Source organism: Armatimonadota bacterium (assembly GCA_028871815.1).
Classification (GTDB): Bacteria; Armatimonadota; Chthonomonadetes; order Chthonomonadales; family Chthonomonadaceae; genus REEB205.
The window spans coordinates 218,746-243,081 of record JAGWMJ010000003.1; the positions used below are offsets into that span (position 1 = coordinate 218,746).

The following is a 24,336-nucleotide window of genomic DNA, read 5'->3' on the forward strand; positions in this document are numbered from 1 at the left end:
TCGCGTCCCTCCGCGTACCGCTCCCCTTCCTGCTTGCCGACTCCGGGCTAAAAGTCACCGACCAACAGGGCCGCCGCCGTCGACGGTGCAGCGTGATGGAGCGCCGCCTGAAGCGCGGAAACAGCCTCGGTAAAGGTCCGCCAGTCGCCGGCAGCCAGAACCTCCGGATTGCGCCATACCAACGCCACGGGTTGACTGCCCTCCGCGCGCAGCGCCAGCACGAGGACGTCGCGAAACAGTTCCCAGCTCACGCCCTCGCCGGCCGGAGAGTTTGAGTTCGATCGAGAGTTCGACGTCCATGCTGAAAGCGCGGCCCCGGCGAAGTCGGAGCTCACGGCCGCGGCGGCGCCGTCCAGCTCCATCCACCGGATGTGCGATGCCTCCGCGCGCTTCCGGAGGCCCGCGTACGCGGCACTGTGATAGCACGCGAGGCGCAGAAATGCCGACGGTTTCAGCAGAACCTCCGGCCAGCGCGAGGAGGACTCAACATCCTGACCGCCGCTAGCGTCCTGGGCTTCGACGGCAGGCGACGTGGGCTCACCATTATCGACGACGAAGGCGGCATGCCGTGTCATCTGAAGCGCAGCGACGGCATACGCGGCGACACGCGGGCTGTAGCTGGTGGTCCATGGCAAGCCATACCAGGCGTAGTTCGTGAATTGGAGCCCGACACTGCCAATTCGCGCGGCGATCGCGGCGGCGGCGGCCTGCCACTCTTCCTGGTCGGATAGCCCGGCCGGCAGCCTCGGCATCGGGAGCATAGGTGTATCCCAGGCGGAACACAACGAGCTTAAGAAGCCGACGCGGGTGACAACGCCCGTCGTGTCGATCCGCGCCCTGTTGGCGCGCCCCCATTCGGGGAGTATGGCGTGCGGCGCCAGCAGCGTGATTGTCATCGCGTTGAAATTGAGCCGCAGAGCCTGCTACCAGTCGCCGCCCAGAACGGCGGTCGACTGAAAGCGCAAGTCCGATTCAAGGGCTGACTGAAGGCTGCCGATCGCGTCGACGAAAGCCACCGGGTCCCTCGCGGCAAGGGTCTCCGGACTCCGCCAGCCGAGTACGAGCGGCATATCGTTGTGGTCGTCCACGCTTTCAGACCAGATCTCCTCCACCCCGGTCCAGACCTCCCTGGCCAGTTGCTCGTCGGTCAATGCCGCGGCGTATCCGGATGGCCAGGCGCGCATCGAGGCCACCTTGAAGGCAGCTGTCGTTTCAATGGAAGCGCCGTCAAGCTCCAGCCAGCGCGCAGTACCCTCCATCGCGGTGCGGAGTTCGTCGTACACGACCGTTTCGCAGCAGACCACGCGCAAATGACTCGGCACATTCAAGCTGGTAAGCAGAAAATCAGCCGGGCAGCCGGTGGAAGCCCGCTGTGCCCGGCGCGTCGCTATGACCGGCATCGGTTCGCTTTCGGACGACTGTGCGGCCACGCGGAACCATGTCCTCGCAAGGTCGACCGATGCGATCGCGTAGGCAGCCGTCCTCGGCACACTCTTGATCATGCGCCAGCATCCACGCCAGCGACACTCTGCGTTCACGAGGTCCTTGATGCCCAGCCATGCGGCGAACCAGAACGCGAATTCGCGCCACGCGTCCAACTCCGTGTCACTCGCAATGGCGCTAGTGAGTATTTCATGCGGAATCCCAAATGCCGTTGAAACCGCGATGAAGAATTCCTGGCGGGATAAGACGCTGCCCGTCAGGAGCTCGCGGTCGAGTTTCCTCCAGGATGGCCCGGGTGGGCGATGGTTTTCCTTGACCGTTGCCCTCGCCATCATAACGACTCCTCCATGCAGATGGCAAAGGCGACGCCAGCCCTCACGGCCCCAGCGTCGGCAGCCGGTAGAACGTCACATAATGGTCCGGGGTGTAGTACCAAGCGCTGTCGGGAAACGTGATCAGCCTGCGAGGGACTCCGGCGCCGCCCGCCTCGGTTGGCAGCCTGTAGTATCGTCCCCTCTCGCCTTCAACGCCGGTCCCGCCTTCCAGTCGCCGTTCATCATCCGATCGCATACAAACCGGGTTGGCTAATTAAAGATCACCGGGCTGCACTTCCACTCGGTCAGCGTCACTCTGTCTTCCACGGCTTCGCACGGCGGCAGCGGTATGCGGAGCTTCACGCCGCTCTCGAAGACGACGCAAATCGCATTATCAGGCTCCAGCGTGGCTGCCGACGCTACCTGCATGATTGAAGCGAGCAGTTCATCCCTGTAACCCTCCAGTCCGATGGTCAGCACCTTGCCGTCAACCGACACCTCCGGCCACACCCGGGTGCTCAGTGAGGTCCAGGGGTGGAATCGCAATTCCAGAACGTCCAGGCTGAACGTCACCGATGTGAGAGTCCTGCCAGCAAGCCGGGCAAACGCCTCCTCTTCGTTCTTGATTCCGGCAGCGCCGTCCGTCATGTTACAGTGCTCCGCTCTCGGATGTATGCCGTCTCCCGTTGGCGCGCGGCACCGGCCATGCCTGTTCCGGGATTCGCAGCGCTCCAGCCGACATCGGGCAGCGGACTGCAGCGTGCCCTCGGCCTGTCCGGCGGCCCGCCAATGCGCCCCGTAATGCGGAGATCCGCTACCACTGGGGCGGCCTCTGTCGCCGGCCGCGCAACCAACGTAGATAGGGCCGGTCGCGGGTTTCCACGCTACCGGGCCAACCGACGGAGCCCCGTGCAGAGTCGCGATGCCTGCTTTATGGCTCCGAGCCCTAGCCCATCCACGCAGTGGTGGCCTACCAGACAAACAGATAGTGTTCCGGCCCGTTTAACATCAGCCTTTCTCCACACAAAGGGACCGGTCGTAGGAGTACGTTCAATTCGGCCCCGCTATCAAAGGTGATACAGATGGTTTCGCATCCGTCTGTCGTCACGCCTGTTACGACGCTCTGGATTAAAGCGCATAGAGCGTCATTGTAGCCAGGTGTTCCAGTAGCCAACGTTTCACCTGCAAGGTGCACTTCGGGCCAGACGAGAAGCGTCAACGAGAGGCACCCGCTGAAGTCCAGCTGCAGATAATTCACGACGAAGGCGACCGACTCCAGGCGTGCGCCAATCAGCCTGGCTACCTCCTCTGCCGCTTCGCTCGTCGTGGGTTCGCCTGGGTATTTCGTCATACTACGGCTCTGGAGATAACGGTATATGCCACCACGGGTTGTCCGGCCAGACCGGCTTGCCAGAATACGGATTGACTGATTGCCAACCTTTAGGAACCTGCCGTTGTCCATAGTTCACATACCCATTGGGGTTCGTCGCGCTGGGCTCCATGATGCGGACGTCGGTCACGTTGTCGGCCAGACCATTGCCGCCGGCGCCCCCGTTGTATTGGAAGCCGGGGTTCCGCGTCGGGAACGGACCGTTAGCACCCTTCGGAACGGGAATGACATCACCGCCTGGCGTCACGACAAAGGCGGTCTTGTCCTGCGCCGCCCCGCTTCCACCGCATGGCCCGTTATGAACCTCAACCCCGCCGCCGACTTGCCCAACGAAATAGTCGTGGACGCCATCGACGATGAGGTTGTAGACGGTATACCCGCCGCGGCGGTGCAAAACGTCAATACGGCTGACAACCAGCTTTGGCCCGGCGCGGGTGACGATGGAAGTGCCGAGCGCCAACTCGCCCGCGTACACAAAGCCCTTGCCCGCAACGTAGAACGGATGCTGCCGGGTGCAGAGCAGGGTTTCAACCGGCTTGCGGGAGCCGGGCTCCGTGAGCGTAACGCGAAGTAGCTGCGGCACGCTGCGGGCCGACGTGGAGATGTCCGACGATGGCGGAGATTAAACTGGGCCGGCGTGGTGGTTCAGCCACGCCTTCAATTCGGTCATGGGCTCTCGCAGAAAAGTGAGGTCCGTTGCGATTGCGAACTTCACCACGAAGCCGTCGTCGCTCATCTCGCCGATAGAGCCCGAGATTGTGCCGCGGCCGCTAGGGCCTAGTTCAACTGAGATTTCGCAGCCCCCATCTAATGCCTCGAGGTTCGCCGCACCAGATAGAGTCGCCATGACCTCAGCCAGATCCTGACAAAACATCTCCAAATCGGCCACGGTCGTATATGTACCCGCCGAGGCCGTTAGCGGGATCGACTCTACGGCCGCCGCCATGCGGATCCAGCGGTAGCCGTCTTCCGGATCCTGAGGCGGATCAAGAAATAACAACAGAGCCCTGGAGTGACCGCGGAGCGTAATATCAGCCGTGGAATCGGCGCCGGACCGGCCCGGCGGCGGCAGCCCCGTACTCAAGGCTAGGAGCCAACGCGCCAAGCGGAAATCACCTGTCCCGACTCGGGGTTGACATGTACGGTGAGTTCGTCATTCATAAACCTGAGCGCGCCGCGGTCCGTCAAGGAAGGCTCGCAGTTCTGTATCATGTTTTCTATCGCGGATGGTGGTATGCCGCGTTCCAACATCTTGTCGAGCGCGTGCCCGGAGTACCATCGCCCACCAATCTCCGTTCGCCAGCTTAGTTTGTATCCCTTTGAGAACCCAATCTCGTCGCCTGAGCGCCCGACAACATGCGACCCGTCGCCGCCGCCGCCCCCGCTTGGCCCGTTATGAACCTCAACCCCGCCGCCGACTTGCCCGACGAAATAGTCGTGGACGCCATCGACGATAAGGTTGTAGACGGTATACCCGCCGCGGCGGTGTAAAACGTCAAGTCGGCTGACAACCAGCTTTGGCCCGGCGCCGGTGATGATGGAAGTGCCGAGCGCCAACTCGCCCGCGTCGAGAAAACCCTTGCCGGCAACGTAGAACGGATGCTGCCGGGTGCAGAGCAGGGTTTCAACCGGCTTGCGGGAGCCGGGCGCCGTGAGCGTGACGCGAAGAATCTGCGGTACGACTTTGATGTCGGCGATCGGCTGCTTGAACAGGTGTCTTCGGCCGCTTTGTCCATTTCGTCATCTGGCTAACCCTGTGAAGGAATGGGTGCGCCACCAGTCCAGCCCACGCTACGGATACTCTATGCCGCTGGACACGCAATGGCCCTCGTACGCATCCACGATTCGGCCCCGGACAGCAGCGCTCGTGCCGGTAGCCTTCAGCGCGTGGTGATGCAGTGCGCTTCCGCCTCCTCCTGCACACGATAAATCGTCGCCCATGCCATCATCTCCACGTCGTCGGGGCCAACGAACAGCGTGCGTGTGACAGATTCGTTCAATATGCGGGCAACGTAGACGTGGCACGGCCATTCGGTTACGGGGAAGAGGGAGGAGCCCTCGAAGCGCGGCGAGAGGATCACGCTGGCAATGTCTTCGCCACCCATGCCATACGGCTGCCCTACCACAGGAGGGTCGACAGCGACGAGCATCAACTCGTTGCAAGATCGGCTTCGCAGTCGGCCCGCGATACGGCAGGCCCGCGGCGGCACGAACGCGGGCGATTCTCTGGCAGACGATAAGTAGAAGTCGGGCACCTTCTTCATCTTAGAATGCCGCGTTCGCGCCCGAAACCCGTCCGATGTTTATCTGGGTTTCAGGATTGGGCACAAACACCTCCGGCAACCCGCCGCCGCCGCCGCCCGGGCCCGCGACGCCACGCGGAAGACGACGCCCTCGGTGTCGTTAAGTGTGCACTCCAATACAAATCGGCCAGTGTTTCCTGGAAAAAGACCCGCCGCGACTCGGTAGTCATCCACGGTGATCGGATCCACCGTGGTGTAGTAGTTGCCGAGGCCTGGCGCTTCGCCACCAAACACACGATGAAGCTTTCTTTGTGGCAGGGCCGACCCGTCGCCGCCGCCCCCGCTTGGCCCGTTATGAACCTCAACCCCGCCGCCGACTTGCCCGACGAAATAGTCGTGGACGCCATCGACGATAAGGTTGTAGACGGTATACCCGCCGCGGCGGCGCAAAACGTCAAGTCGGCTGACGACCAGCTTTGGCCCGGCGCGGGTGACGATGGAAGTGCCGAGCGCCAACTCGCCCGCATAGACGAATCGCTTGCCGGCAACGTAGAACGGATGCTGCCGGGTGCAGAGGAGGGATTCAACCGGTTTGCGGGAGCCTGGCGCCGTGAGCGTAACGCGAAGTAGCTGCGGAGATTTGCGGCCCCGTTTTTGGCGCGGCGCCGCCGCCTCCGCCGACCGGAACGCTCTGCATTTCAGTGGCTACCTGTGCGGTGATACCCCGGTGGTGGTGCTTGTCGGTGTGTTCAGCACCGGGCTTAGGCTAAACGGGGTCGCCGCCGGCGAGAAGGCGTTAACGGTTATCTTGTTACCCGAGGTGGTTGGCAGCGAATATGTGCCGTTCCCGCTGTAGCCGATCGCAAGCTTCCACTGCCCGTCGCCCGTCTGGCCCGCAGCCGGGCGCGGCGGGCCAAACACCAGCGCGCTCGCGAACGCCAGCGGCAAAAACAATGCGAGAAAGGAGGCGCGGCGGGAGTTGATCCACGCAGTTCCGGGTGAGTGCAAAATGGTACAACAGGAGGCACTGTCGCGCATGGTATTAACCACCACTCATATGGGATGCGCCAGTATACGGTTTTGCGGCCAGAATGTCAGGTACGCGCGTTGCGTTAACTAAAACCTGACCGGAGTAGAATTGTTGCTGCATCGTAAAACCTGACCGAAAGGCCCAAACGGTTTCGGGGCGTCGACAGGAACCGTGGCTGATGCGCCGGAGCGGTCATGCCGTGCGAGCCGGTTGCTGCAGTGGATGTGCTTTCAAAAATCACCGCCGGGCACTAGAGGAGATGCTCCTCTCGCTCAACCATGCCGATATGTCGCGGCAGATCCTGACCGCACTCCGCACTGCACAAGTCCCAATGCCGCGGAGGGAATGCTAGCTCAAGGAATGGAACCCGTTACGCACGATGCCAGGCTGGCGGGCACGCCGGCCAGCCGTGTGGCAGGAGCTTCGGGCCTCCGAAGGTCAGATTCTTGCGTGAGACAACACGCAATGCCGCGCAAAAGGCGCCGACCTATCGACTCGTCTCAAGTGCCGAACAGGCGGCTCCAGGCCGAGGAGCGGCGTCGCAACGAGCCCTGGCCGTCGCGCTCGGAGTCCGCCGCAGCGGCCCCGGCTTCGAGGCCGTCTCGCAGCACTTCGCGTACCGAAACCACCATTGCGGTCACGTTGTCCGGTCCCCCTCGGGCGTTGGCCAGCACAATCAAGCGTCGAACTGCCTCCGCTGGCGAACAAGCCTCCACGGTGGCGCAAATTTCGTTATCCGACACGCAACCACTCAGCCCGTCGGAACACAGCAACCATATATCTCCGGCTCGGGCTTCCTCCCAGAAGAAGTCGACACGCGTTGTTGGCGCCGACCCCACCGATCGGGTAATGACGTTCCGAAATGGCGACATCTCGGCATCCGCGCGCGTCAGGGCGCCGCTTCGCACCTGCTCTTCTACCCAGGAGTGGTCCAGCGATACCTGCCGGATGTCTCCATTCCGAACGAGATACGCCCGGCTGTCGCCGACCTGGGCGATGACCACATCGCCACCAACAATAACGGCTGCTGTAAGTGTGGTAGCCATGCCGGAGCGTGATGGCAATAGGCGCGCCATCGCATAAATCCGGTCGCTCGCTGCCTGGATGGCCTCATTCAGTGCGCCATCGACATCTTCAAGTTCACTGTTGTAGTAGCCGGTGATCAGCATGCTCAACGCGGTTTCACTGGCAATCTGCCCGGCATTGGCGCCGCCGACGCCATCCGCCACAGCAAACAGCGATCCGCGCGCAGCAACCACGCCGGGCTCTTCCGGCTCATACCACTCGAACTTGTCTTCGTTGTTCTCGCGCACACGGCCCATATCGGTGCGCGCAGCAACCTTCACCACAACCTTCGTTTCGGCGCCAACATCCGCATACGCGCGCCAGCCCAATACAAGTTCGGCGCGGTCGATCCGTGCGGTTCGATCCGTCACAGCCGGTTCAGGCGTGTGTGTTTCAGCCGAAACCTCGGGCTCACTCATCCTGTACGGAGTCCGCGGGGGGATTCTCAGCGCCATCCGAGAGGCCGTCGCTCACGCCGCCACCCCCGGATTCTCCTGAGCGTGCAGCAAGCTCGATACGGAACGCACGTACCCCGATCTGAAGAGTATCTGCCGGACTCAGAAACCGCGGGATGTGCGGAGCGAGGCGTTCGCCGTTTACCAGGGTGCCATTTGTGCTGCCGAGATCGGTGACCATCATGCCGCCGTCGGCGACCTCCAGCCGGACGTGGACGCCCGATACATAGTTGTCATCGCTAATTACGATGTCGTTGGCGGCGCCACGGCCGGCCGTAACGGTCGCCGCAGTAACCGCGAACTGCTCGTCACCGGTAGCAGCCCGCAGCCATCCAAACGGCTCTGCCCCCTCAAAACCCTCCGACCCGGCGACGGTGTCATCGGTCGGCAAGACCTGAGTGACCTCCGCTGCCGCCGCCACCGCTTCAAGCCTCATCTGCCAGCCACCGAGCTTTATTGACGCGCCGTCAGCCAGCGGGCAGATCTCGCCAGGATTGAGCCTTCTTCCGTCTACGGACGTACCATTCGTGCTGTCAAGATCCTGGATGGTCGTCCCACCGGGCCGAATCGCAATCTCGGCATGCGTGCGCGACACCGAGCCATCCGGAGAGATGATGTCGGTATCCGCACGGCCGATCGTGGTTTTACCCGACCGGAGCGGAAATCGCCGCCCGTCGGATGAGATCAGCCACGCCAAAGCCGCTTCCGTTGGCGGCTCAAGCTGCTGTGGCGCCGGCTGCGACAGCAAGTAGCCGCACTCGCCACACCAGATCTCAACATCCGGCGTGGAGCCGGCGCATACTGGGCAGACGACCGATCCGCCGAGCCGCGTGCGCTGGCCGTCATCCGGAAGAACGCCGGTAACTTCCTGCCCTGCTACCAGGGTCCGGTCCACGTTGGTCTCCATCAGCTACCCTCCTCACGGCGACCCTGATCCAGGCTTACAATTGCGCCCATCAGCGTCTTTTGCGCATCGGCGCCACCGTGTCGCAGCGCGTTCAGAGCCTCATCCACCTCGCGCGCCGATCCAGCGGCCCCGGCGTGCGCCAACATCGCGCGTGTCTTCTCCAATTGCGCGGCTGCGCCGATTGCGGTGATCTGCTGGGTGCGCATACCCATCACCGTCCGCTGCAAATCGGCCGAGGCGCGAGCCATCTCCAACTCGGCCGCCACAACCTCGCTGAGCGGAGCTGCCGCCGAGGCAGACGCATCAAAATCCACCACAACATCGCTCCGCAGCGACTGGCGGCAGCCCATGGCAATATCTTCGTACTGAATGAGCGCCTGCGCAACACGGTACCGACCGGCGGAATGGCGCTCCAACTCCATCTCGAAGAGCACGGTCTGGGCCGTACCGCGCTCGATGTCTGAGAGTTGCATCTCCATTCCGCGTCCACTCCAACTGGCAGCTTGTCCGTAAACCTGACGGATCTGCACCCAACGTGCCGGTTCCAGCCTTACCGTTACGTTCCGTGCTGCGGTCGACATCATCGTATGCAGTTCATGCCGGAACACCTCGGGGAGCATGTCGGAGCGTTGGATGTGGTAGTAGGATCCGCCACTGCGCTTTGCAATACCGGCCATGAGCTCCTCGTTGTAGTCAGGCCCGAACCCGAGCGCGCTGATGGTGATGCCTCTGGAACGCTGGTCGGCCACGGCCTGCACGATCGAGGTGTAGTCCTTCAGGCCCGCAGTGGGCTCGCCGTCGGTAAGCAGCAGTACCCGGCTTACGTAACCGGCAGCCTGCCCCATCACGGAGGATACTTGAGCGCACGCAGCAATCATTCCGTCGTACAGGTTCGTGGTATTGCCCACCTCGAGCCTGTGGATATGCTGCTTCACGAGGTCCTTGTTGACCACGCGCCGAGCAGGCATCAGAACATCAATCTGCTCTTCAAACACAACAATCGAGAGAATGTCGGTCGGTTCCAGCATATCAACAACGTGGTCGCAGGCGCGCTTCACGTATTCAATCGGCTCACCCTCCATGCTGCCGGAACGATCGATGCACAGGCACACGTTCACCGGAGCTCTACGACCGGTCTGCTGGCCGGCGGCGCGCAAGACGAGCAGCGCGTGATCGCGCATACCGGCGGTAGGCGCGATGGCATGCCCGGAGATGCACTCGGCCTGTAGCGCCATGGCCGGCGCTCCCATCACCGTGGGCCCGGCGCCCAGTTGTCCGCCGATTATGGTCGGAGCAGCGCCGGCGCCCGAAACCATCTGCGTCTTTTCTTCCATCACCGCCTCCTAATCAAATCGGAACGTGCTCTCTCCAAACTGCAGTGTATCCCCCGGTTTGAGGGATTGGGACTGCACGCGCACACCATTCACAAAGGTGCCGTTCGAGGACCCGTTGTCGGTCACCATCGCCTGGTACCGGGCGCACTGGATCGTGGCGTGCAGGCGTGAAGTCAAGCCGTCGGTCGCCAGCGATATACGTGTTTCAGCGCTTCGGCCAACCGAGTTTGGTCCATTGGCAAGCGCAAACGTGACACCCTGGTAGGGACCGGCAATGCCCGTGAGCCGGTGCTCGCCGGGAGCGCCTGCCGATGTTGTATCGGGCGCCGCGATCGCCGGCGCAACGGGAGCGCCTACGGTGCAGCCGCAGTTTCCCCTTGCATCACGCAACAGACCACAGAATGGGCAAGCGCCGGGAGCGGCGCCGGGTGCAACGGCCAAAGCTGGAGCCGACCTCGCCGTGTCGGGTTGGCGCGTCCCAACACCGGGCAGTCCGGCGCGCTGCCGAAATCTTATGGCGTGCGAGCCAATACGAATCTCGTCACCATCGCGCAGCGGAACGGCGCTGCGGGGTTCAAGGCGGTTGCCATTCAGCCGCGTGCCGGTTTGTGTTCCGGCATCCACCAGCATGTACTGCTTCCTGTGCACCTGTATCGCCGCGTGCTGGCTGGCCACGCTGTTATCACCGAACAGCGGTACCTCGGCGCCTTCATCGCGACCCATTATGTTGAGCGCCCGGTCCAGAATGATGTCCTTGCCCTCGTTCCGTCCAACCATCACACGCACCCAACCAGGCTTGAGGATCTCCTCCACCAGGCCGGTAAAGAATCCGGTGCAGGCGCCGACGGCGGTGAGGCCGATAGCGCGGCTGAGGCCGCCGACATCGTGAACGCCGCTGGCATTTGTGGCCGCAAGCTCCATCTTGCCAAACCATTGTGCGGCAAGGTCGAACACAAAGCCGCCGGCCAGGCCACCAACCAGGCCACCGATAAGCCCGTGCCAGGACTTTCGGAATGAGAGCGAGCCAATTCCGACTCCCGCGCCGACCAGTGAGCCGAATGCTGCCCAGCCCACCGATCGGGCGAACACCTCCTGGACGAAGCCTGCCATTCCCAGCGCTTCCGGCGCTACCTGTCCGCCAAGCGCCGTGAAGAGCGCATTGCCGATTGAAAAACCCAAATAACCCAACGCCATACCGGATGCCGCCGAGATCAGCGCGCCGCGCACCATCAACTTCGGCGAACCATCCACGACGCCATCGACCAGACCCAGAAACAGGCCGATGAACCCACCTACGGCCACGATGAAGATCAGACCGTCGCGGGCGCTGAGGTCACCAAGCGGGTGCGCGGAGTAGTTGACGTAATACTCCTGTACGGCATATCCAACAAAGCCGCCGACGGCGCCGAGCAGCAGGCCCAACAGGATTCGAGATCGCATACCTTGGGTCGCCTAACCCGCGTCAAACCGGAAGCGAGTGAGCCCCACATGCAGCTCGTCTCCCGTTTGAATTGGCGACGGCTGATCGGGCGCAATACGGATGCCGTTCACAAAAGTCCCGTTAGCGGAACCCAGGTCCGTCACAGTCCAGCCTTCAGGTCCACTTCTCAAAACTGCATGCCGCCTTGAAACGTTCCCGTCGGCGCTCAACGCAACCTGATTGGTGATATCCCGGCCAATAGTCAGACTGGAACCGTTCAACTCGAAGCTGTGACCACCATAAGCGCCGGCGGACCCAAAGATGCGCGGTGTACCGGCTACCACCGCCTGGCCTGGAGCGGTCAACGGCTCTGCAGTGCCCTCCGTGATCGGCGCCACAGGCACCGGCGCCTGCTTCCCGAACCCAGGCAGCGATGCTGGCGCTTCCACGGGCGCCGTTTCGATGCCGAGGTGACTCAGCCACGTCTTGGCGTGACCGGTAGTCACCGCCCACCAGGCGCCGTATACGATTCCTCCAACAGAGACCAGCGCCACCAGTGTACGCACGAAGGAGAGAAGCTCGTTATTCCCGCCACTCTCGGCCGGGGCCGGGATGCTGGTGTTGGCCACTTTGGCCACAACGTGGGCTCCGGGCGACAGCGTCTGCACATCGGACCAGGTGACTTCGATCGGCCCCAAAACCTTGGCGGCGGCCGGATGGTCCAGCCCGATTGTCTCGGTCAGGCTGACCGGTGAGTTCGAGCCATACTCCACGGTCACGGTAACCGGCACATTCAGCGGCACATTCCGGAATCGGGCGATACCGTCGTCGGAAGCTGTGAGCACCGTGCTCTCACGGACTTTTGGGCTGGACGTACTCAAGGTTACGCGAGGGCCAGCTACCGGAACACCGCCTTCCTGAACGGAGGCCAATACGGACCGGCACTCCTTGAACGCCGACTCCGCTAGAACCACGTTCGCGCCGGCCAACACCTGCATCCGCGCCACATTCCCGCGGGTCACATCGCAAACCTCCAGGTCGGCCGCTTTGTGCGGCATCGAGAGCACGATATTGCTTGACGAGGAGGCCGGCAGTGGCAGAGAGGCGGGCGCGGTTCCGGCATCCGATGCGCCGCGCACGAACCGGTATGTAAACTGTCCGGGTACATCCACCTTGACGTGCAGCGGGTATTTGCCGCCGGCAGAGGCCGCGACCTGGGCACGAACAGGGCCGGGCACGTTGACCAGGATGCCAGCTACGAAGGCAGCCGCACTCAACTGCATCTTGATGGTTCGGTTCATAGGCTCGATCTCATTCGCGCGATGGCACAGCCGATAGAAGCCGTGATATCCTCCGGAGTCATTGACGTTTCACCATACGATTCTGACGCGATATCGCCCGCAAGGCCGTGCAGATAACAGCCCAGGGCCGCTGCGGCCGCCATGCGTGCGTTTGATGCCTCAGAGCTTCCGCTCATCTCGGCCTGCGCCAGCAGCGCCACGATCATCCCGGTCAATGTGTCGCCCGAACCTCCCCTGGCCATACCAGGGTTCCCCGTGACGTTCACAGACAGCGATCCTTCCGGCTCCGCGATTATCGTATATCGCCCCTTTAGCAGCACCACGGCGCCGTATTCCCTGGCAAGCTGCGCAGCGGCGGCAAAACGATCTGCCTCCACAACCGATATCGTGCTGTCCAGCAAGCGCGCAGCCTCGCCGGGATGTGGCGTCAAGAGCGTAGAACCGGCGCGCCGCGGCAGCGGCGACCGACCTTCGCGGTGCATCTGTGCCAGGCAGTTCAGCCCGTCGGCATCCAACACGATCGAGCCCGACCACTCCGTCAGCAGACGCTCCGTCACCGCGTTCGCGCCGGGTCCGGTGCCGATGCCGGGGCCGAGCGCCAACACGGCGCTGGGCCGCATTGCACCGAGAACTGCGTCGGCTGCCTCTGCCGCCAACTGCCCTTCGGCCTCGGCGAGCGGCACCGTAAGCGCGGCCTCGAGCCCAGCAGCGACCACCTGCTGGATGGAACTGGGTGCGAATACGGTCACGAGCCCCGCGCCGGTCCTTAGCGCCGCGCGCCCCGCCAGACGCGGAGCGCCAATCATCCCCGCGCTCCCGGCAACGATAGCCGCCCGGCCATAATCTCCCTTGTTTGTGTTGGCGTGCCGGTCAAAGAGGCATTGCTGCGCCCAGGCGAACGCAGGCGCTGCAAACTCGCCTATGTCGAGACTTCGTACCCCAGTCTCCGGAACGAGCCGGTCCCAGCAAATACCGATCGGATCAACCAGCACGCGGCCGGCGTGGTCGGCCCCGGGAAAGAGAAACATGCACCGCTTCTTGAATGCAAAGGTAATCGTAGTGTCAGCACTCACAGCGGCGCCCGGGGTGTATCCGGTATCACACTCCACACCGGATGGAATATCGACCGACAGAATGGGACAATCCAAAGCCGTGACGCAACGGATCGCGTGGGCGATCTCGTCCCGCGGCGCGCCTACCGCTCCCGTGCCGAGGAGCGCGTCCACAGCGAGATCGCACCGAGAGAGCTCAGCGCCGGCGCATACTTGAACGCCGCAGGCATGCGCCGCCTGGTACTGCCGCGCGGCGTCGCCGCGCGGTCGACCAACGTCCGCAGCAAGCACTATCCGAACCCCGAACCCGGCGGCCGCAAGATGCCGCGCAGCCGCAAGGCCATCGCCCCCATTATTGCCTGGTCCGCAGAATACGGCGATTTGTTGACCGCGCTTGACGGAGACCATGTCGCGTGCAGCGCGCGCAACAGCAGCACCGGCGTTCTCCATCAGGATCGCGCTGCTCATGCCCTGTAGTTGCGCAGCCGCCGCGTCGGCATCGCGCATCTGCTGCGCCGTAGCGACCTTCACAGTGAGGTAACTCCACCAATGCGATAGCGCAGGTACAGTTCGCTGCCATCCGCATACACAGACAGCAGGTCGAGCGACACTACCCGCCCGGGTGGCAGGCCGGCGCCAGCCATAATCGAAGGAATGCCGGAACCTCCCTTGAGTTTGGGCGAGATCGTCAAGAACAGTTCGTCTGCCAGCCCAGCCATAATCAGCGCGCTGTTCAGGGTTGGGCCGCCCTCGCACAGCAATAAGCGGCGGCCATATGTCTGGCGGAGTATACCGAGTAGTTGGGTGAGATCCACCTCCCCGGAGCCAACCTCCAGGACATCTGCACCATTGCCGACGCACTGCCGTACCGCGGCAGCCGCCTCCTCGGGCGCAGCCACCAACGCCAGCGCGGATCGCCGCGTGAAGAAGGGGTTGCCGGCCGGCAGGTTTGCTGATCGCGTCACGGTAACGCGCAGCAGCTCCGGCGGATAGAGAACGGGACCGGCGCGCAGCGTGGAGGCGCCCACCAGCACCGCATCGCACTGCCGTTGGAGGCGCCGAAACAAAAGCTGGTCGGTGGGCCCACCAACGCCCTTCGCGGTTCCACCGGGCTCGCCAATAACGATCTTGCCGTCCACTGTGGCGGCCATGTTGATGAAAACCGCCGGACGACCTTTTGCCGGCTCACCAAAATCCAGTGCCTCATAGAGTGCGTCCGGCGAGCCGGCCGGCCGGGTAACGTCGAGCAGGCGTGCGATACTCACGGCGCGCACCGTAGTGCAATTGGCGCAAACGGCCTATGCAGAGGCGAGCGCGTGACTTCGCGAAGCCTGCAGCTGGCCGGCCGACCCCAGGTATTCGTTGCGGCTGGCGATGAACTTTGCATATTCGCCCATGAATATCTTTCCCGGATCTCGCAGGTCGAAGCCGGCGGGCTTATCGCGGAAATACTCGCGATGAACGCGCGTCCACACCAGCCGGCCATCTGTATCGATATTCACCTTACAAACACCGAGCTTGGCGGCAGGCAGGTACTGGTTTGGATCAACACCCCGCGAGCCATGGATCGCCCCGCCGGCTGCGTTGATGCGATCCACTTCCTCCTGAGGCACGGAACTGGAGCCGTGCATCACCAGCGGCACGCCGGGCAGCCTCTGCTGGATCGCCCGAACGCGGTCAAAGTGGATGGCCTGGCTGCCGCTGAACTTGTATGCGCCGTGGCTGGTGCCGATCGCGCAGGCCAGTGAGTCGCAGCCGGTCAGCTTTACGAACTCCTCGGCCTCGGCGGGATCGGTAAGCAGCGAGTTCTTCTCGTCCACGTGGATATCTTCTTCCACGCCACCCAGCATACCGAGTTCCGCCTCCACCGATATGCCTCGCGCATGCGCCGCCTCAACCACGCGCCGGGTTATGGCCACGTTCTCGGCAAACTCCTCGTGAGAGGCATCAATCATCACCGACGAATAGAAGCCGCTGGCGATGCAATCCATGGCGCTTGCCTCATCACCGTGATCGAGGTGTACGGCGAAGAGTGCATCCGGCCAGATCACCTCCGACGTGCGTATGATCGACTCAAGCAGCATCTTGTTGGTGTACGAGCGCGCACCGCGGGATATCTGTATGATGAACGGAGCCTGCGATTGGATGGCGCCCTCGAAAAGACCGACGGTCTGCTCCAGATTGTTGATATTGTAGGCGCCTAGAGCATAGTTGCCATACGCGTGTTCAAATAGCGTATGGGTGGGAACAATCACGATATTCTCCTTACAGAGCCGAAGCCGGAGCGGTGCAACCGACCGGAATGCGGCGGACAAGCGCGCGAACAAAACCTTCGCGCGCACAACATTATAGCCGATGGCGTGCGGTGCGAACGCCCGCAGGTCAGTACTGCGGCACGGAGGGATCGATCTCTTCGCTCCAGGCGAGGATGCCGCCCCTGAGGTTTTTGAGCCGCTCGAAGCCGAGCGCTTTCAGGCGGAACAGTGCGTCGGCGCTGCGCTTTCCGGAGCGACACTGAAGGATGATCTCGGCGTTCCTGTCCAACTCACCGGCGCGTTCCTCAATCTCGCCCAGTGGTATCAGGATGGAGCCTGGAATACTGGCAATCTCTACCTCATACGGTTCGCGTACGTCCACAAGCGTGAACGGCTCATTTCGATCCATTTTCGCCTTCAGCTCGGTTACCGAGATCTCCTCCGCCACGTCGGTTTCCAACGCAGGTGACTCCTCTCCACGGATTCCACAGAACGCTTCGTAGTCGATCAATTCGGTGATGCTGGCATTGTCACCGCAGATCGGGCAAGCCGGATCCTTTCGGAGTCTCAACGTTCGAAACTCCATGGCCAGCGCCTGAAACAGCAACAGGCGACCGATCATCGGCTCACCCATGCCGACTATGAGTTTGATGGCTTCATTCGCCTGCAGGCATCCCACGATACCTGGAAGCACGCCCAGCACCCCACCCTCCGCGCAAGACGGCACCATCCCAGGTGGCGGCGGTTCTGCGTAGAGGCATCGGTAACATGGCCCACGCGATGCCCAGAATACCGACACCTGGCCCTCGAAACGAAAGATGGAGCCGTAGACGTTTGGTTTATCCAGCAGGACACAGACATCATTGGTCAAATAGCGCGTAGCGAAGTTATCCGTGCCATCCACGACGATATCGTAGTCGCTGACAATTGCCATCGCGTTGGCAGACTCAAACCGTGCATTGTGGTGCACGACGCGCACATTTGGGTTTATTCTATGGAGCGCATCGGCGGCGGATGCCAGCTTCGACCGACCAATGTCTTCGGTAGAGTGTAGAATCTGGCGCTGCAGGTTGGTAAGATCGACCACGTCGAAGTCGACAATGCCTATTGTCCCAACTCCCGCGGCGGCAAGGTACAGCGCAACGGGCGATCCGAGGCCACCCGCGCCGATACACAGTACGCGCGCAGCTTTCAGCTTTCGTTGCCCGGCGATCGTTACCTCGGGCAGGATGAGATGCCGACTGTAGCGAAGCAGCTCCTCCTGGGAGAACGAAACCGATGCAGCTCTCTCGGGTGAGATCACCGGTGGTGAATCGGAGAGTTCTTCGGCTCTCAAGTCGGCCGGTTCCGCGTTCGGTCCGGCGCCTGCGGTAAGTGTTGCGGTCTTCGGCATCTTATCCCTCACCCGGATCCGGGTTCTGCGGCGGGCTGCCGCTTACAATGGCTTCCTCCACAAACTGTCCGGCGTCGTCCAGCTTCCAGGCCGACAGCTTCTCACTCGCTCCGCGCGCCACGGCCACAATCGCGTAGGTGTACCATGGCGCCGCGTGTACGCGGTCGTACTCCGACGGCTGGGAAGGATGGTCGGGATGGGAGTGGTAGAACCCTATTATGGACCATGCCGCCTGAACTTCTTCCTCCAGCAACGCACGCAACTGCTCCGGGTCGACCAGGTATCGCCGAGCGTGGCCGTCTTCGTGCACGTTGCGGAGCCGGCGCGTATCGCTCACCCGATCTCCGGTGGGCAGGCTTTTGCCCAACAAGGCGCCACAGCACTCGTTGGGGTACTCGGTCTCCGCGTGCTGGCGGATCGCCGCCTCCATCTCGGTGGGCACAACCAGCATAACGGCTACTCCTCCTGCCAGAAGCGGTCGGAAAGGTACCGCGCCCCGCCGTCAGCCAGCACGGTCACGACTACGCCGGCTCGCAGCTCCAGCGCCAGCTGCACGGCAGCGGCCAGATTGGCGCCGCCGGAGGGACCGACCAGGACGCCTTCGGTGTGAGCCAGGCGGCGCGCCATCGAGCGCGCCTCCTCGGTTGAGACGGACCGCTCCTGCGTTACCAGAGTTGGGTCATAGATACCCGGAACGATCGATGACGGCAGGTGCTTTATACCTTCCAGGCCATGGAGCGGCGAATCGGGCTGCACGGCCACAAGCTCGATCGCCGGATTCAGCTCACGCAGGCGCCGCCCCGTACCCGTAAAGGTACCCGTGGTACCCAGACCGGCAACAAAGTGCGTGATCCGCCCGGCGGTTTGTCGCCAGATCTCAGGAGCCGTGGTGCGGTAGTGCGCTTGCCAGTTCGCCGGATTGTTGTACTGATCCGGATAGAAGTACCGGTCCGGATCCGAGGTCGCCATCGCCCGGGCCCGCAGCATGGCGCCATCCGTTCCCTCTCCGGGATCCGTAAGGATCACCTCGGCGCCATATGCGCGCAGCAGGCTCTTGCGTTCCTCGTTCGCATTCGCCGGCAGACACATCGTGACCCGGTAGCCGCGCGCAGCCCCAATCAGGGCATATGCGATGCCGGTATTGCCCGATGTTGCATCCAGAATAGTCTTGCCTGGCGTCAGTTCGCCATCACGCTCGCCCTGGAGAATAATGCTCCAGGCTGCGCGATCTTTGATGGAACCGCCGGGGTTGAACCACTCAGCCTTGGCGTATACGGCCGCCTGGCAGTCCGGCGGCAGAAGCGACTGAAACCGGAGCAGCGGCGTGTTGCCGATCAGGGCGGTGATCGGCGCCCCGAGCTCCATCGGTTCGGACGGCATGCGCTCGCAACGGATGCCGTGGCTCGTAGTCGTGTTTGTGGTGGGCCGATGCAATGTTTGGGCAGCTGCCATAGGGCCTCGCTCTGCAATTCTGACTAATATTATGACATTAGTCTGGTTTATTACGGAACAGGCCGAAGCGGAGTTCCGTGATCGTCGGCTCCGCACCGATCATGTCATCTTGACTTGAGGCAAGCGCCGTGACTATAATGGGCAGTTCGGCGGGGTGTAGCTCAGTGGTAGAGTGCTCGTCTGGGGGGCGAGTGGTCGCTGGTTCAAATCCAGTCACCCCGACTTTTTATTCCTCACATCGTTCGTTTTGTCGCTCGTTACGGGGGCTTAGCCGGTTCAGCCCGGTTCAATCGGCAAGTCGAGCTTTCGCTATCCCCAGCCTGCGGCGCCAGGTCTGCCTTCGACCTGACACGTTGACAAACTCAGATCTCGTCGCTCCTTTCGTCGCGGCCAACCCTGACCCGATAGTTTGTTCGGACGATCTATGCCGGAACGGCCACTCGACCGACCCGATCGGAGACTACTGCGGAGGTGTGAGGAAGTGGGAAGACTTGTGTTCGGAATGATGCAATCGCTGGACGGCTATGTTGCCGGCGCGGCGGGCGGGCCTGGATCGGATGGCTACGCGGCGGGTCTTGCCGCTCGTCTGGAGTTGCCGCCACCCGGCGAGTCTCTCTTTCGGCACCTCAACGATCAATTCCGTGCTGTTGCCGGCTGTTTGTTCGGTCGTCGTATGTATGAAGTGATGCGGTACTGGGACGACGACCAGCCGGAGTGGGACACACTCGAGCTTGACTTCGCGGCGGCATGGCGGGCGAAGCCGAAATGGGTGGTATCACGGTCGCTGAAGTCGGTTGGCAGAAACGCTGCGCTCGTGGCGGGCGATCTCGAAGCGTTCGCGCGCCGGCTGAAGACGGACGTTGAAGGCGACATCGATGTCGCAGGGCCCGAACTTGCGGCGAGCCTTACGGATCTCGGCCTCATCGACGAGTACCGTCTCTACTTCCGTCCGTTTGTACTGGGCCGCGGCAAGCCGTACTTCGCACGCACCACGCCGCCCCTCCGGCTCGTCACGGCCGATACCGCCGGCGAGGATGCGGTCAGGCTGACATACGTCCCTGTTTGATCCCGCTCCCTGGTAGACACATGGACAGGCTGCGAGCACGGAAATGTGCAGCTGCACCAGCATGAGTGATGCCCATGCGGTAAGCATGTCGGTTCCACAAACCTCCATCCGGCCGCCTGCGAAACGGGCAAGAGCCCTCTTGACGCTCCGAAATGAGCTGCCACGCTTACCAGAGCTCACGAACGTGATTTCAGGAGGTGGCCGTCGCAAAACAGATCCCTACGACACAGTGCGATAGCTTCAAGGAGCAGTGCGTTTCGACCAGCGGCGAACCGAGTTTAGATGCCGTCCGCGCCGTCATTACCACCGTATCCAACTGTTCCACACAAGCCGAGCAATACCCGGAGGCAGCACGGCAGTTGTCGGTAGCTGAAGGAGAATGCGTACAGCGGCTGGAAGATGCAGTCCGCAGACGCCGAGCCGCAAGAGGAGACACCCAATCGGAACCAGGAGTTCCGTCTTTCGATGCGCGTCCGGCGGCAGGTCTGCAAGACCTGGACGCGCGCTGGGACAAGTTCTGGTGTTAACCAGTCGCCACAACTTTTTGTGAGAGACCCGCGGTGGCGACGCGCTGCGTAGGCCGGCCGGCGAGCCGGCCAACAGCCACGTACTGACCGGTGTTCACCGACTTTGCGGCATAGAGGGGAGGGTCTGCGGAGATGGCAGCCACTCAGAGCGTCTTTCCAGCATTGGCAGCCGGCGACCTCTCGGCAGTCCGTCACCTGCTGGAAGAGGACCCGGGGCTGGTTTGGGTCCGTTATTCCGCGCAGGACGGGGACCTCATGACACCGCTGCAGTATGCAGCCTCAAACGGGCAGGTGGATGCTTGCCGTTTGTTGGTGGAGTTTGGCGCAGAGGTATATACCAATCCGATGAACACCTACCCGCCCGTAATGCTGGCGGCGTGGAACAAGCAGCCCGATGTTGTACGGTACTTTCTTGAGGAGATCCCGGACAAAGCCGAAGGCACGAATGGTTTGGGGGTTGCGATCAACCTCGCCGCCCGCCAGGGCTGGATCGAGCTCGTCAAGGAGCATATTCAACGCGACCCGCTTTCGGTCCATCAGCGCGGCTGGATCGGCGACTCTCCACTCCACTGGCCATCGCACAACAACTATCCGGAGATTGTGTCGGTGCTTTTGGATGCTGGAGCAGATATTGAAGCCGATGAGATCAATTGCTACGGCGGTAAACCGCTTCACTGGGCTAGTGAGCACGCGCCGGACTCGGTTCGTGTGCTCCTGGGCCGTGGAGCTGCGCCAAACAGCCGCAACCAGAAGGCCGACTCAGGCTTCTTCGGGATGACGCCGCTGATCATGAACGCCACGCAGCGCGATGACTGCGCCGAAGTCACCGAGTTGCTGATCGACGCCGGCGCGGACATTGCAGCCGTGGACGCGAAGGGCAAGACGGCACTCGAGCATGCTCGGGAGCGCGGGCTGCAGCGGATCACTGCCGTACTTCTGGCCCACGGCGCGGCCTGAGGCGGCGTTATCCGGCACGCAACTGGTTGAGCCGGAGCGACCCGGCCCGCCAATGGCAGCGGCGTCCGCGCCGCGAACGCGGCCATGCTCCCACCGTTTTGCCGGACCGATACGCCACACATACGTTGGACCTGTGGGACCGGTGCGACCTATGGCCCGGAGGCAGACCCGGAGGGACCCGCGTCTGCCCGATGGTAGTTGGCTAATCAGCGGTGGATGGTTCCGGGCCAGTTCCCTACTTCGGTACGCGCGCTACAACCGCATCGGTCGGGTCCTTGCCGACGTTTGTGGTCACCTGCAGGTTCAGCAGTCCACCTGCCGTCACGTCGTAGGTTGAGACGGTATTGGACGCGGTGTTGGTACCAAATGCCAGGGTATCGCTGGGTTCTATAACGAGCGAGTTGGTACCACTTCCACCAGCCAGAGTGGCCGGCTTCAGCGCAAGCAAGGCTCCAGTGGCCGGTAAGCCGTACTGGTAGAAGTTGTTGCCTGCCGGATTAGCCACGAAAACGAGAATGCCGGTCGTGTCGATCTCGATATTGGTCGGATTTGTGCTGGCGGGCAGCGTGGTGACGTTTGACACGCCCAACGTACCGGTCGCCAGCCCGTACAGCGACACAGACCGGTCGCCGCCGTTCAATACCAGTACGTGCGCGCCGTTGGGATCCACCACCACCTGGGTTGGCCCCACGCCGGTCGGCATCGAATTGATCGCCGTCACGCTGCCGTCGGCGTGAACGGTCCAGGTCGATACCGTATTCGCACCCGTGGCCACCGTGACCAGATAGTTTCCGCCGGGATCCAGAGCGAGGCTCGATGAAGCCACACCTGTCAACGTTACGGCCGGACCAAGCACTCCACCCGTTTGGATGCTGTAGACCAGCGTGGCGCCGCCGGCGGATGCGAATACAAAGCGGTCCTGAGGATCGACCGCCAGGCCGGTAACGGCGCCCTGCGCCACGGATGTTGTAACGCCGGCAGAAAGCACGCCTTTCGCGCCAACCGTATAAGCGGTAATCCCTGATGCGCCGCCACAGAAGAGGTATTTGCCGGCCACGTCGGTTGCCAGAACCGTGCTCCCGGCGGAAGCCGGAAGCGTTGCCGGCGTGTTTGCCGTCAGCGAACCATCGCCGTTGATGGTAAATTGAGAAATCGTCATGTCACCGGAGTTCAGGACGTACAGATACTCCAGACCGGTAAGGCTGCTGGTGCTGCCGCCGCAACCGGCAAGACCTACCAGTACAGCCAGCGCCATCCAACCTGCTAATCGCCGCATGCCTTACCTCCGTAGAAATCTGTAATTCAATGGGTGCGTGCCGGATTATACCCGTCCGGCATCGCGCCGCCCTGAACTGAGAGGATATCCCCGATGTCACAGAACCACGAACTGGAACTCACCGACGAGGAGTGGCGCCGCCGGCTCACTCCGGAACAGTATCATATCCTGCGCGAGCGTGGCACCGAGCTGCCAGGCACCGGAGCCTACGTGAAGCTTACGGATCACGGCGACTACACCTGCGCCGGCTGCGGGGCCGTGCTGTTTTCCTCCAGAGAGAAGTTCGATGCGCACTGCGGTTGGCCCAGCTTCTTTGACACCGTAAATCCCGATCTGCTCGATTTCGTGGAAGATTCCAGCGCGGGGATGCTGCGTACGGAGGTGCGCTGCCACCGCTGCGGTGGTCACCTGGGCCACGTGTTTGAGGATGGCCCGGAGCCGACCGGCCAGCGCTACTGCATCAACTCGGTGAGTCTCTCATTCACAAAACGCGAGGAGTAGGCGCTGCGCGTCAGGCGTACTACTCCGGCGGGATCCACGCTCCGCCACGACACTGCTTGAGGTAGTTGAGCGCGTGCACCTGACCTGTAATCTCGAGTTCGTCACGGTAGACGGGGTCGTGCCAGCCCTCGATGTCGATGCTGCCCATGTACCCGCCCATGCGAAGAATGGAGATCACGTCGGTCCAGTTTGTATCGCCAAATCCCGGCGTTCGATGCCACACGTACTCCACGCCGGACCGTATTCCCTGGTCGCGCACAATATCCCAGGCTACGGTAGCGTCCTTTCCGTGAATGTGGTAGATGCGGTGCACCCATTTGCGCAGTTGCGGTAGAGGATCGATGAGCGACGCCATCTGATGGCACGGCTCCCACTCCAGTCCGATAGCCTCGGACGGCACCTCATTGAAAAGCATCTCCCAGGCACGCGGCGCGTGGGCAATGTTCCAGCGCGGACGCTCCCAGGATCCGCCCATGTCGCAGTTTTCGAACGCGATCCGAACGCCCTCGCCCTCGGCCACACGCGCCAGGTGGCCCCACACCTCCTTGTACTTCGGCACGCTTTCGGGCAGGGGCCGATCTTCCAGAGCGCCGGCAAAGCCGCAGACCATGCTGCAGTTGAAGCTGCGCGCAGCGCGGATACATGTCTCCCAATCGCGCGCTGCCTCCTCTTTCTGCAGCGGATTGCCGAACATGCCGATGCTGCTGATTACCGCCTGATCGCCCACGGCGTCGAGCGCAGCCGGCGCACACGCAGCGAGGTCCAGACCGCGCAACACGTCCCAGACCGTCAGCTGGAATGACTCAAAGCCGTGCGGAATCAAACTCTTGATGTACGCCGGATCGGGTGTCATGCGCGCCAGGGTGCCGATCCGGATATCTTTGTGGTCTGCGCGACTCATCATCTCTCCTTTGGAACCGAACGGGAAGCTGTGGCCACCAGTTCGCCCATTCGC

The 24,336-nt window shown here is 62.5% G+C and carries 27 protein-coding genes and 1 tRNA gene; 5 read left to right on the forward strand and 23 right to left on the reverse strand.

Annotated elements, in window-relative coordinates:
- Positions 1-47 precede the first annotated feature (47 nt).
- The 10 genes from KGJ62_05380 to KGJ62_05425 form a co-directional block, all read right to left on the reverse strand.
- Positions 48-896 (reverse strand): hypothetical protein, encoded by an 849-nt coding sequence (locus tag KGJ62_05380; GenBank protein MDE2126004.1) that lies wholly within the window; start codon positions 894-896, stop codon positions 48-50.
- A gap of 27 nt (positions 897-923) precedes the next feature.
- The gene (locus KGJ62_05385; protein ID MDE2126005.1) at positions 924-1,778 is read right to left on the reverse strand and encodes a hypothetical protein; all 855 of its coding nucleotides are present in this window, start codon (positions 1,776-1,778) and stop codon (positions 924-926) included.
- Positions 1,779-1,818: 40 nt separating this feature from the next.
- Complete coding sequence (locus KGJ62_05390; GenBank protein ID MDE2126006.1) at positions 1,819-2,013, reverse strand: hypothetical protein; 195 nt, start codon at positions 2,011-2,013, stop codon at positions 1,819-1,821.
- 14 nt (positions 2,014-2,027) lie between these two features.
- The gene (locus KGJ62_05395; protein MDE2126007.1) at positions 2,028-2,405 is read right to left on the reverse strand and encodes a hypothetical protein; all 378 of its coding nucleotides are present in this window, start codon (positions 2,403-2,405) and stop codon (positions 2,028-2,030) included.
- Between the two features lie 322 nt (positions 2,406-2,727).
- Positions 2,728-3,108: a hypothetical protein gene (locus tag KGJ62_05400; protein MDE2126008.1), complete on the reverse strand. Its 381-nt coding sequence runs from the start codon at positions 3,106-3,108 to the stop codon at positions 2,728-2,730.
- A 1-nt stretch (position 3,109) separates the two neighbouring features.
- Entirely contained in the window at positions 3,110-3,730 is a 621-nt protein-coding gene (locus KGJ62_05405) for a hypothetical protein (protein ID MDE2126009.1), read from the reverse strand.
- A gap of 39 nt (positions 3,731-3,769) precedes the next feature.
- Positions 3,770-4,252, reverse strand: a complete 483-nt coding sequence (locus KGJ62_05410; protein ID MDE2126010.1) for a hypothetical protein — start codon at positions 4,250-4,252, stop codon at positions 3,770-3,772.
- Entirely contained in the window at positions 4,234-4,860 is a 627-nt protein-coding gene (locus KGJ62_05415; GenBank protein MDE2126011.1) for a hypothetical protein, read from the reverse strand. Before KGJ62_05415 ends, KGJ62_05410 begins: the two co-directional genes overlap by 19 nt.
- 167 nt (positions 4,861-5,027) lie before the next feature.
- Positions 5,028-5,297 carry a hypothetical protein gene (locus KGJ62_05420; protein ID MDE2126012.1) on the reverse strand — a complete coding sequence of 90 codons (270 nt, stop codon included), beginning with the start codon at positions 5,295-5,297 and terminating at the stop codon, positions 5,028-5,030.
- 153 nt (positions 5,298-5,450) lie between these two features.
- A complete protein-coding gene (locus tag KGJ62_05425; GenBank protein MDE2126013.1) occupies positions 5,451-6,092 on the reverse strand; it encodes a hypothetical protein in 642 nt (213 codons plus the stop codon).
- On the opposite strand from KGJ62_05425, the gene KGJ62_05430 reads away from it, so the two are divergent.
- Positions 6,031-6,246: a hypothetical protein gene (locus KGJ62_05430; GenBank protein MDE2126014.1), complete on the forward strand. Its 216-nt coding sequence runs from the start codon at positions 6,031-6,033 to the stop codon at positions 6,244-6,246. The two genes, KGJ62_05425 and KGJ62_05430, sit on opposite strands and share 62 nt — an antisense overlap.
- 674 nt (positions 6,247-6,920) lie before the next feature.
- Here KGJ62_05430 and KGJ62_05435 read toward each other — a convergent pair.
- The 11 genes from KGJ62_05435 to KGJ62_05485 all read right to left on the reverse strand — a co-directional run bounded on the left by KGJ62_05435 (position 6,921) and on the right by KGJ62_05485 (position 18,982).
- Positions 6,921-7,856: a serine/threonine-protein phosphatase gene (locus tag KGJ62_05435; protein MDE2126015.1), complete on the reverse strand. Its 936-nt coding sequence runs from the start codon at positions 7,854-7,856 to the stop codon at positions 6,921-6,923.
- A gap of 40 nt (positions 7,857-7,896) precedes the next feature.
- Positions 7,897-8,847, reverse strand: a complete 951-nt coding sequence (locus tag KGJ62_05440; protein ID MDE2126016.1) for an FHA domain-containing protein — start codon at positions 8,845-8,847, stop codon at positions 7,897-7,899.
- Positions 8,847-10,181 (reverse strand): VWA domain-containing protein, encoded by a 1,335-nt coding sequence (locus KGJ62_05445; protein ID MDE2126017.1) that lies wholly within the window; start codon positions 10,179-10,181, stop codon positions 8,847-8,849. The genes KGJ62_05440 and KGJ62_05445 overlap by 1 nt, the downstream gene beginning before the upstream one ends.
- A 9-nt stretch (positions 10,182-10,190) precedes the next feature.
- The gene (locus tag KGJ62_05450; protein ID MDE2126018.1) at positions 10,191-11,621 is read right to left on the reverse strand and encodes an FHA domain-containing protein; all 1,431 of its coding nucleotides are present in this window, start codon (positions 11,619-11,621) and stop codon (positions 10,191-10,193) included.
- Between the two features lie 12 nt (positions 11,622-11,633).
- Positions 11,634-12,902 carry an FHA domain-containing protein gene (locus tag KGJ62_05455; GenBank protein MDE2126019.1) on the reverse strand — a complete coding sequence of 423 codons (1,269 nt, stop codon included), beginning with the start codon at positions 12,900-12,902 and terminating at the stop codon, positions 11,634-11,636.
- Positions 12,899-14,485 (reverse strand): NAD(P)H-hydrate dehydratase, encoded by a 1,587-nt coding sequence (locus KGJ62_05460; protein ID MDE2126020.1) that lies wholly within the window; start codon positions 14,483-14,485, stop codon positions 12,899-12,901. Before KGJ62_05460 ends, KGJ62_05455 begins: the two co-directional genes overlap by 4 nt.
- Positions 14,482-15,219, reverse strand: coding sequence for a RibD family protein (locus KGJ62_05465; protein ID MDE2126021.1), 738 nt, complete (start codon positions 15,217-15,219; stop codon positions 14,482-14,484). The genes KGJ62_05460 and KGJ62_05465 overlap by 4 nt, the downstream gene beginning before the upstream one ends.
- A 33-nt stretch (positions 15,220-15,252) precedes the next feature.
- Positions 15,253-16,209: a class II fructose-bisphosphate aldolase gene (locus tag KGJ62_05470; GenBank protein MDE2126022.1), complete on the reverse strand. Its 957-nt coding sequence runs from the start codon at positions 16,207-16,209 to the stop codon at positions 15,253-15,255.
- A 127-nt stretch (positions 16,210-16,336) separates the two neighbouring features.
- Positions 16,337-17,602 carry a molybdopterin-synthase adenylyltransferase MoeB gene (gene moeB / locus KGJ62_05475; protein ID MDE2126023.1) on the reverse strand — a complete coding sequence of 422 codons (1,266 nt, stop codon included), beginning with the start codon at positions 17,600-17,602 and terminating at the stop codon, positions 16,337-16,339.
- 1 nt (position 17,603) lies between these two features.
- Entirely contained in the window at positions 17,604-18,053 is a 450-nt protein-coding gene (locus KGJ62_05480) for a M67 family metallopeptidase (GenBank protein MDE2126024.1), read from the reverse strand.
- 5 nt (positions 18,054-18,058) lie between these two features.
- The gene (locus tag KGJ62_05485) at positions 18,059-18,982 is read right to left on the reverse strand and encodes a PLP-dependent cysteine synthase family protein (GenBank protein MDE2126025.1); all 924 of its coding nucleotides are present in this window, start codon (positions 18,980-18,982) and stop codon (positions 18,059-18,061) included.
- A 222-nt stretch (positions 18,983-19,204) separates the two neighbouring features.
- On the opposite strand from KGJ62_05485, the gene KGJ62_05490 reads away from it, so the two are divergent.
- The 3 genes from KGJ62_05490 to KGJ62_05500 all read left to right on the forward strand — a co-directional run bounded on the left by KGJ62_05490 (position 19,205) and on the right by KGJ62_05500 (position 21,604).
- Positions 19,205-19,276, forward strand: a tRNA-Pro gene (locus KGJ62_05490).
- Between the two features lie 259 nt (positions 19,277-19,535).
- On the forward strand, positions 19,536-20,120 hold the full coding sequence (locus tag KGJ62_05495; protein MDE2126026.1) for a dihydrofolate reductase family protein: 585 nt from the start codon (positions 19,536-19,538) through the stop codon (positions 20,118-20,120).
- Positions 20,121-20,779: 659 nt separating this feature from the next.
- On the forward strand, positions 20,780-21,604 hold the full coding sequence (locus KGJ62_05500) for an ankyrin repeat domain-containing protein (GenBank protein ID MDE2126027.1): 825 nt from the start codon (positions 20,780-20,782) through the stop codon (positions 21,602-21,604).
- A 235-nt stretch (positions 21,605-21,839) separates the two neighbouring features.
- On the opposite strand, the gene KGJ62_05505 is transcribed toward KGJ62_05500, so the two are convergent.
- Positions 21,840-22,880, reverse strand: a complete 1,041-nt coding sequence (locus KGJ62_05505) for a beta-propeller fold lactonase family protein (protein ID MDE2126028.1) — start codon at positions 22,878-22,880, stop codon at positions 21,840-21,842.
- Positions 22,881-22,973: 93 nt separating this feature from the next.
- Between KGJ62_05505 and msrB the strand changes: the two genes are divergently transcribed.
- Positions 22,974-23,381: a peptide-methionine (R)-S-oxide reductase MsrB gene (msrB, locus tag KGJ62_05510; protein MDE2126029.1), complete on the forward strand. Its 408-nt coding sequence runs from the start codon at positions 22,974-22,976 to the stop codon at positions 23,379-23,381.
- Positions 23,382-23,400: 19 nt separating this feature from the next.
- On the opposite strand, the gene KGJ62_05515 is transcribed toward msrB, so the two are convergent.
- Complete coding sequence (locus KGJ62_05515; protein ID MDE2126030.1) at positions 23,401-24,282, reverse strand: sugar phosphate isomerase/epimerase; 882 nt, start codon at positions 24,280-24,282, stop codon at positions 23,401-23,403.
- Positions 24,283-24,336: the final 54 nt, after the last annotated feature.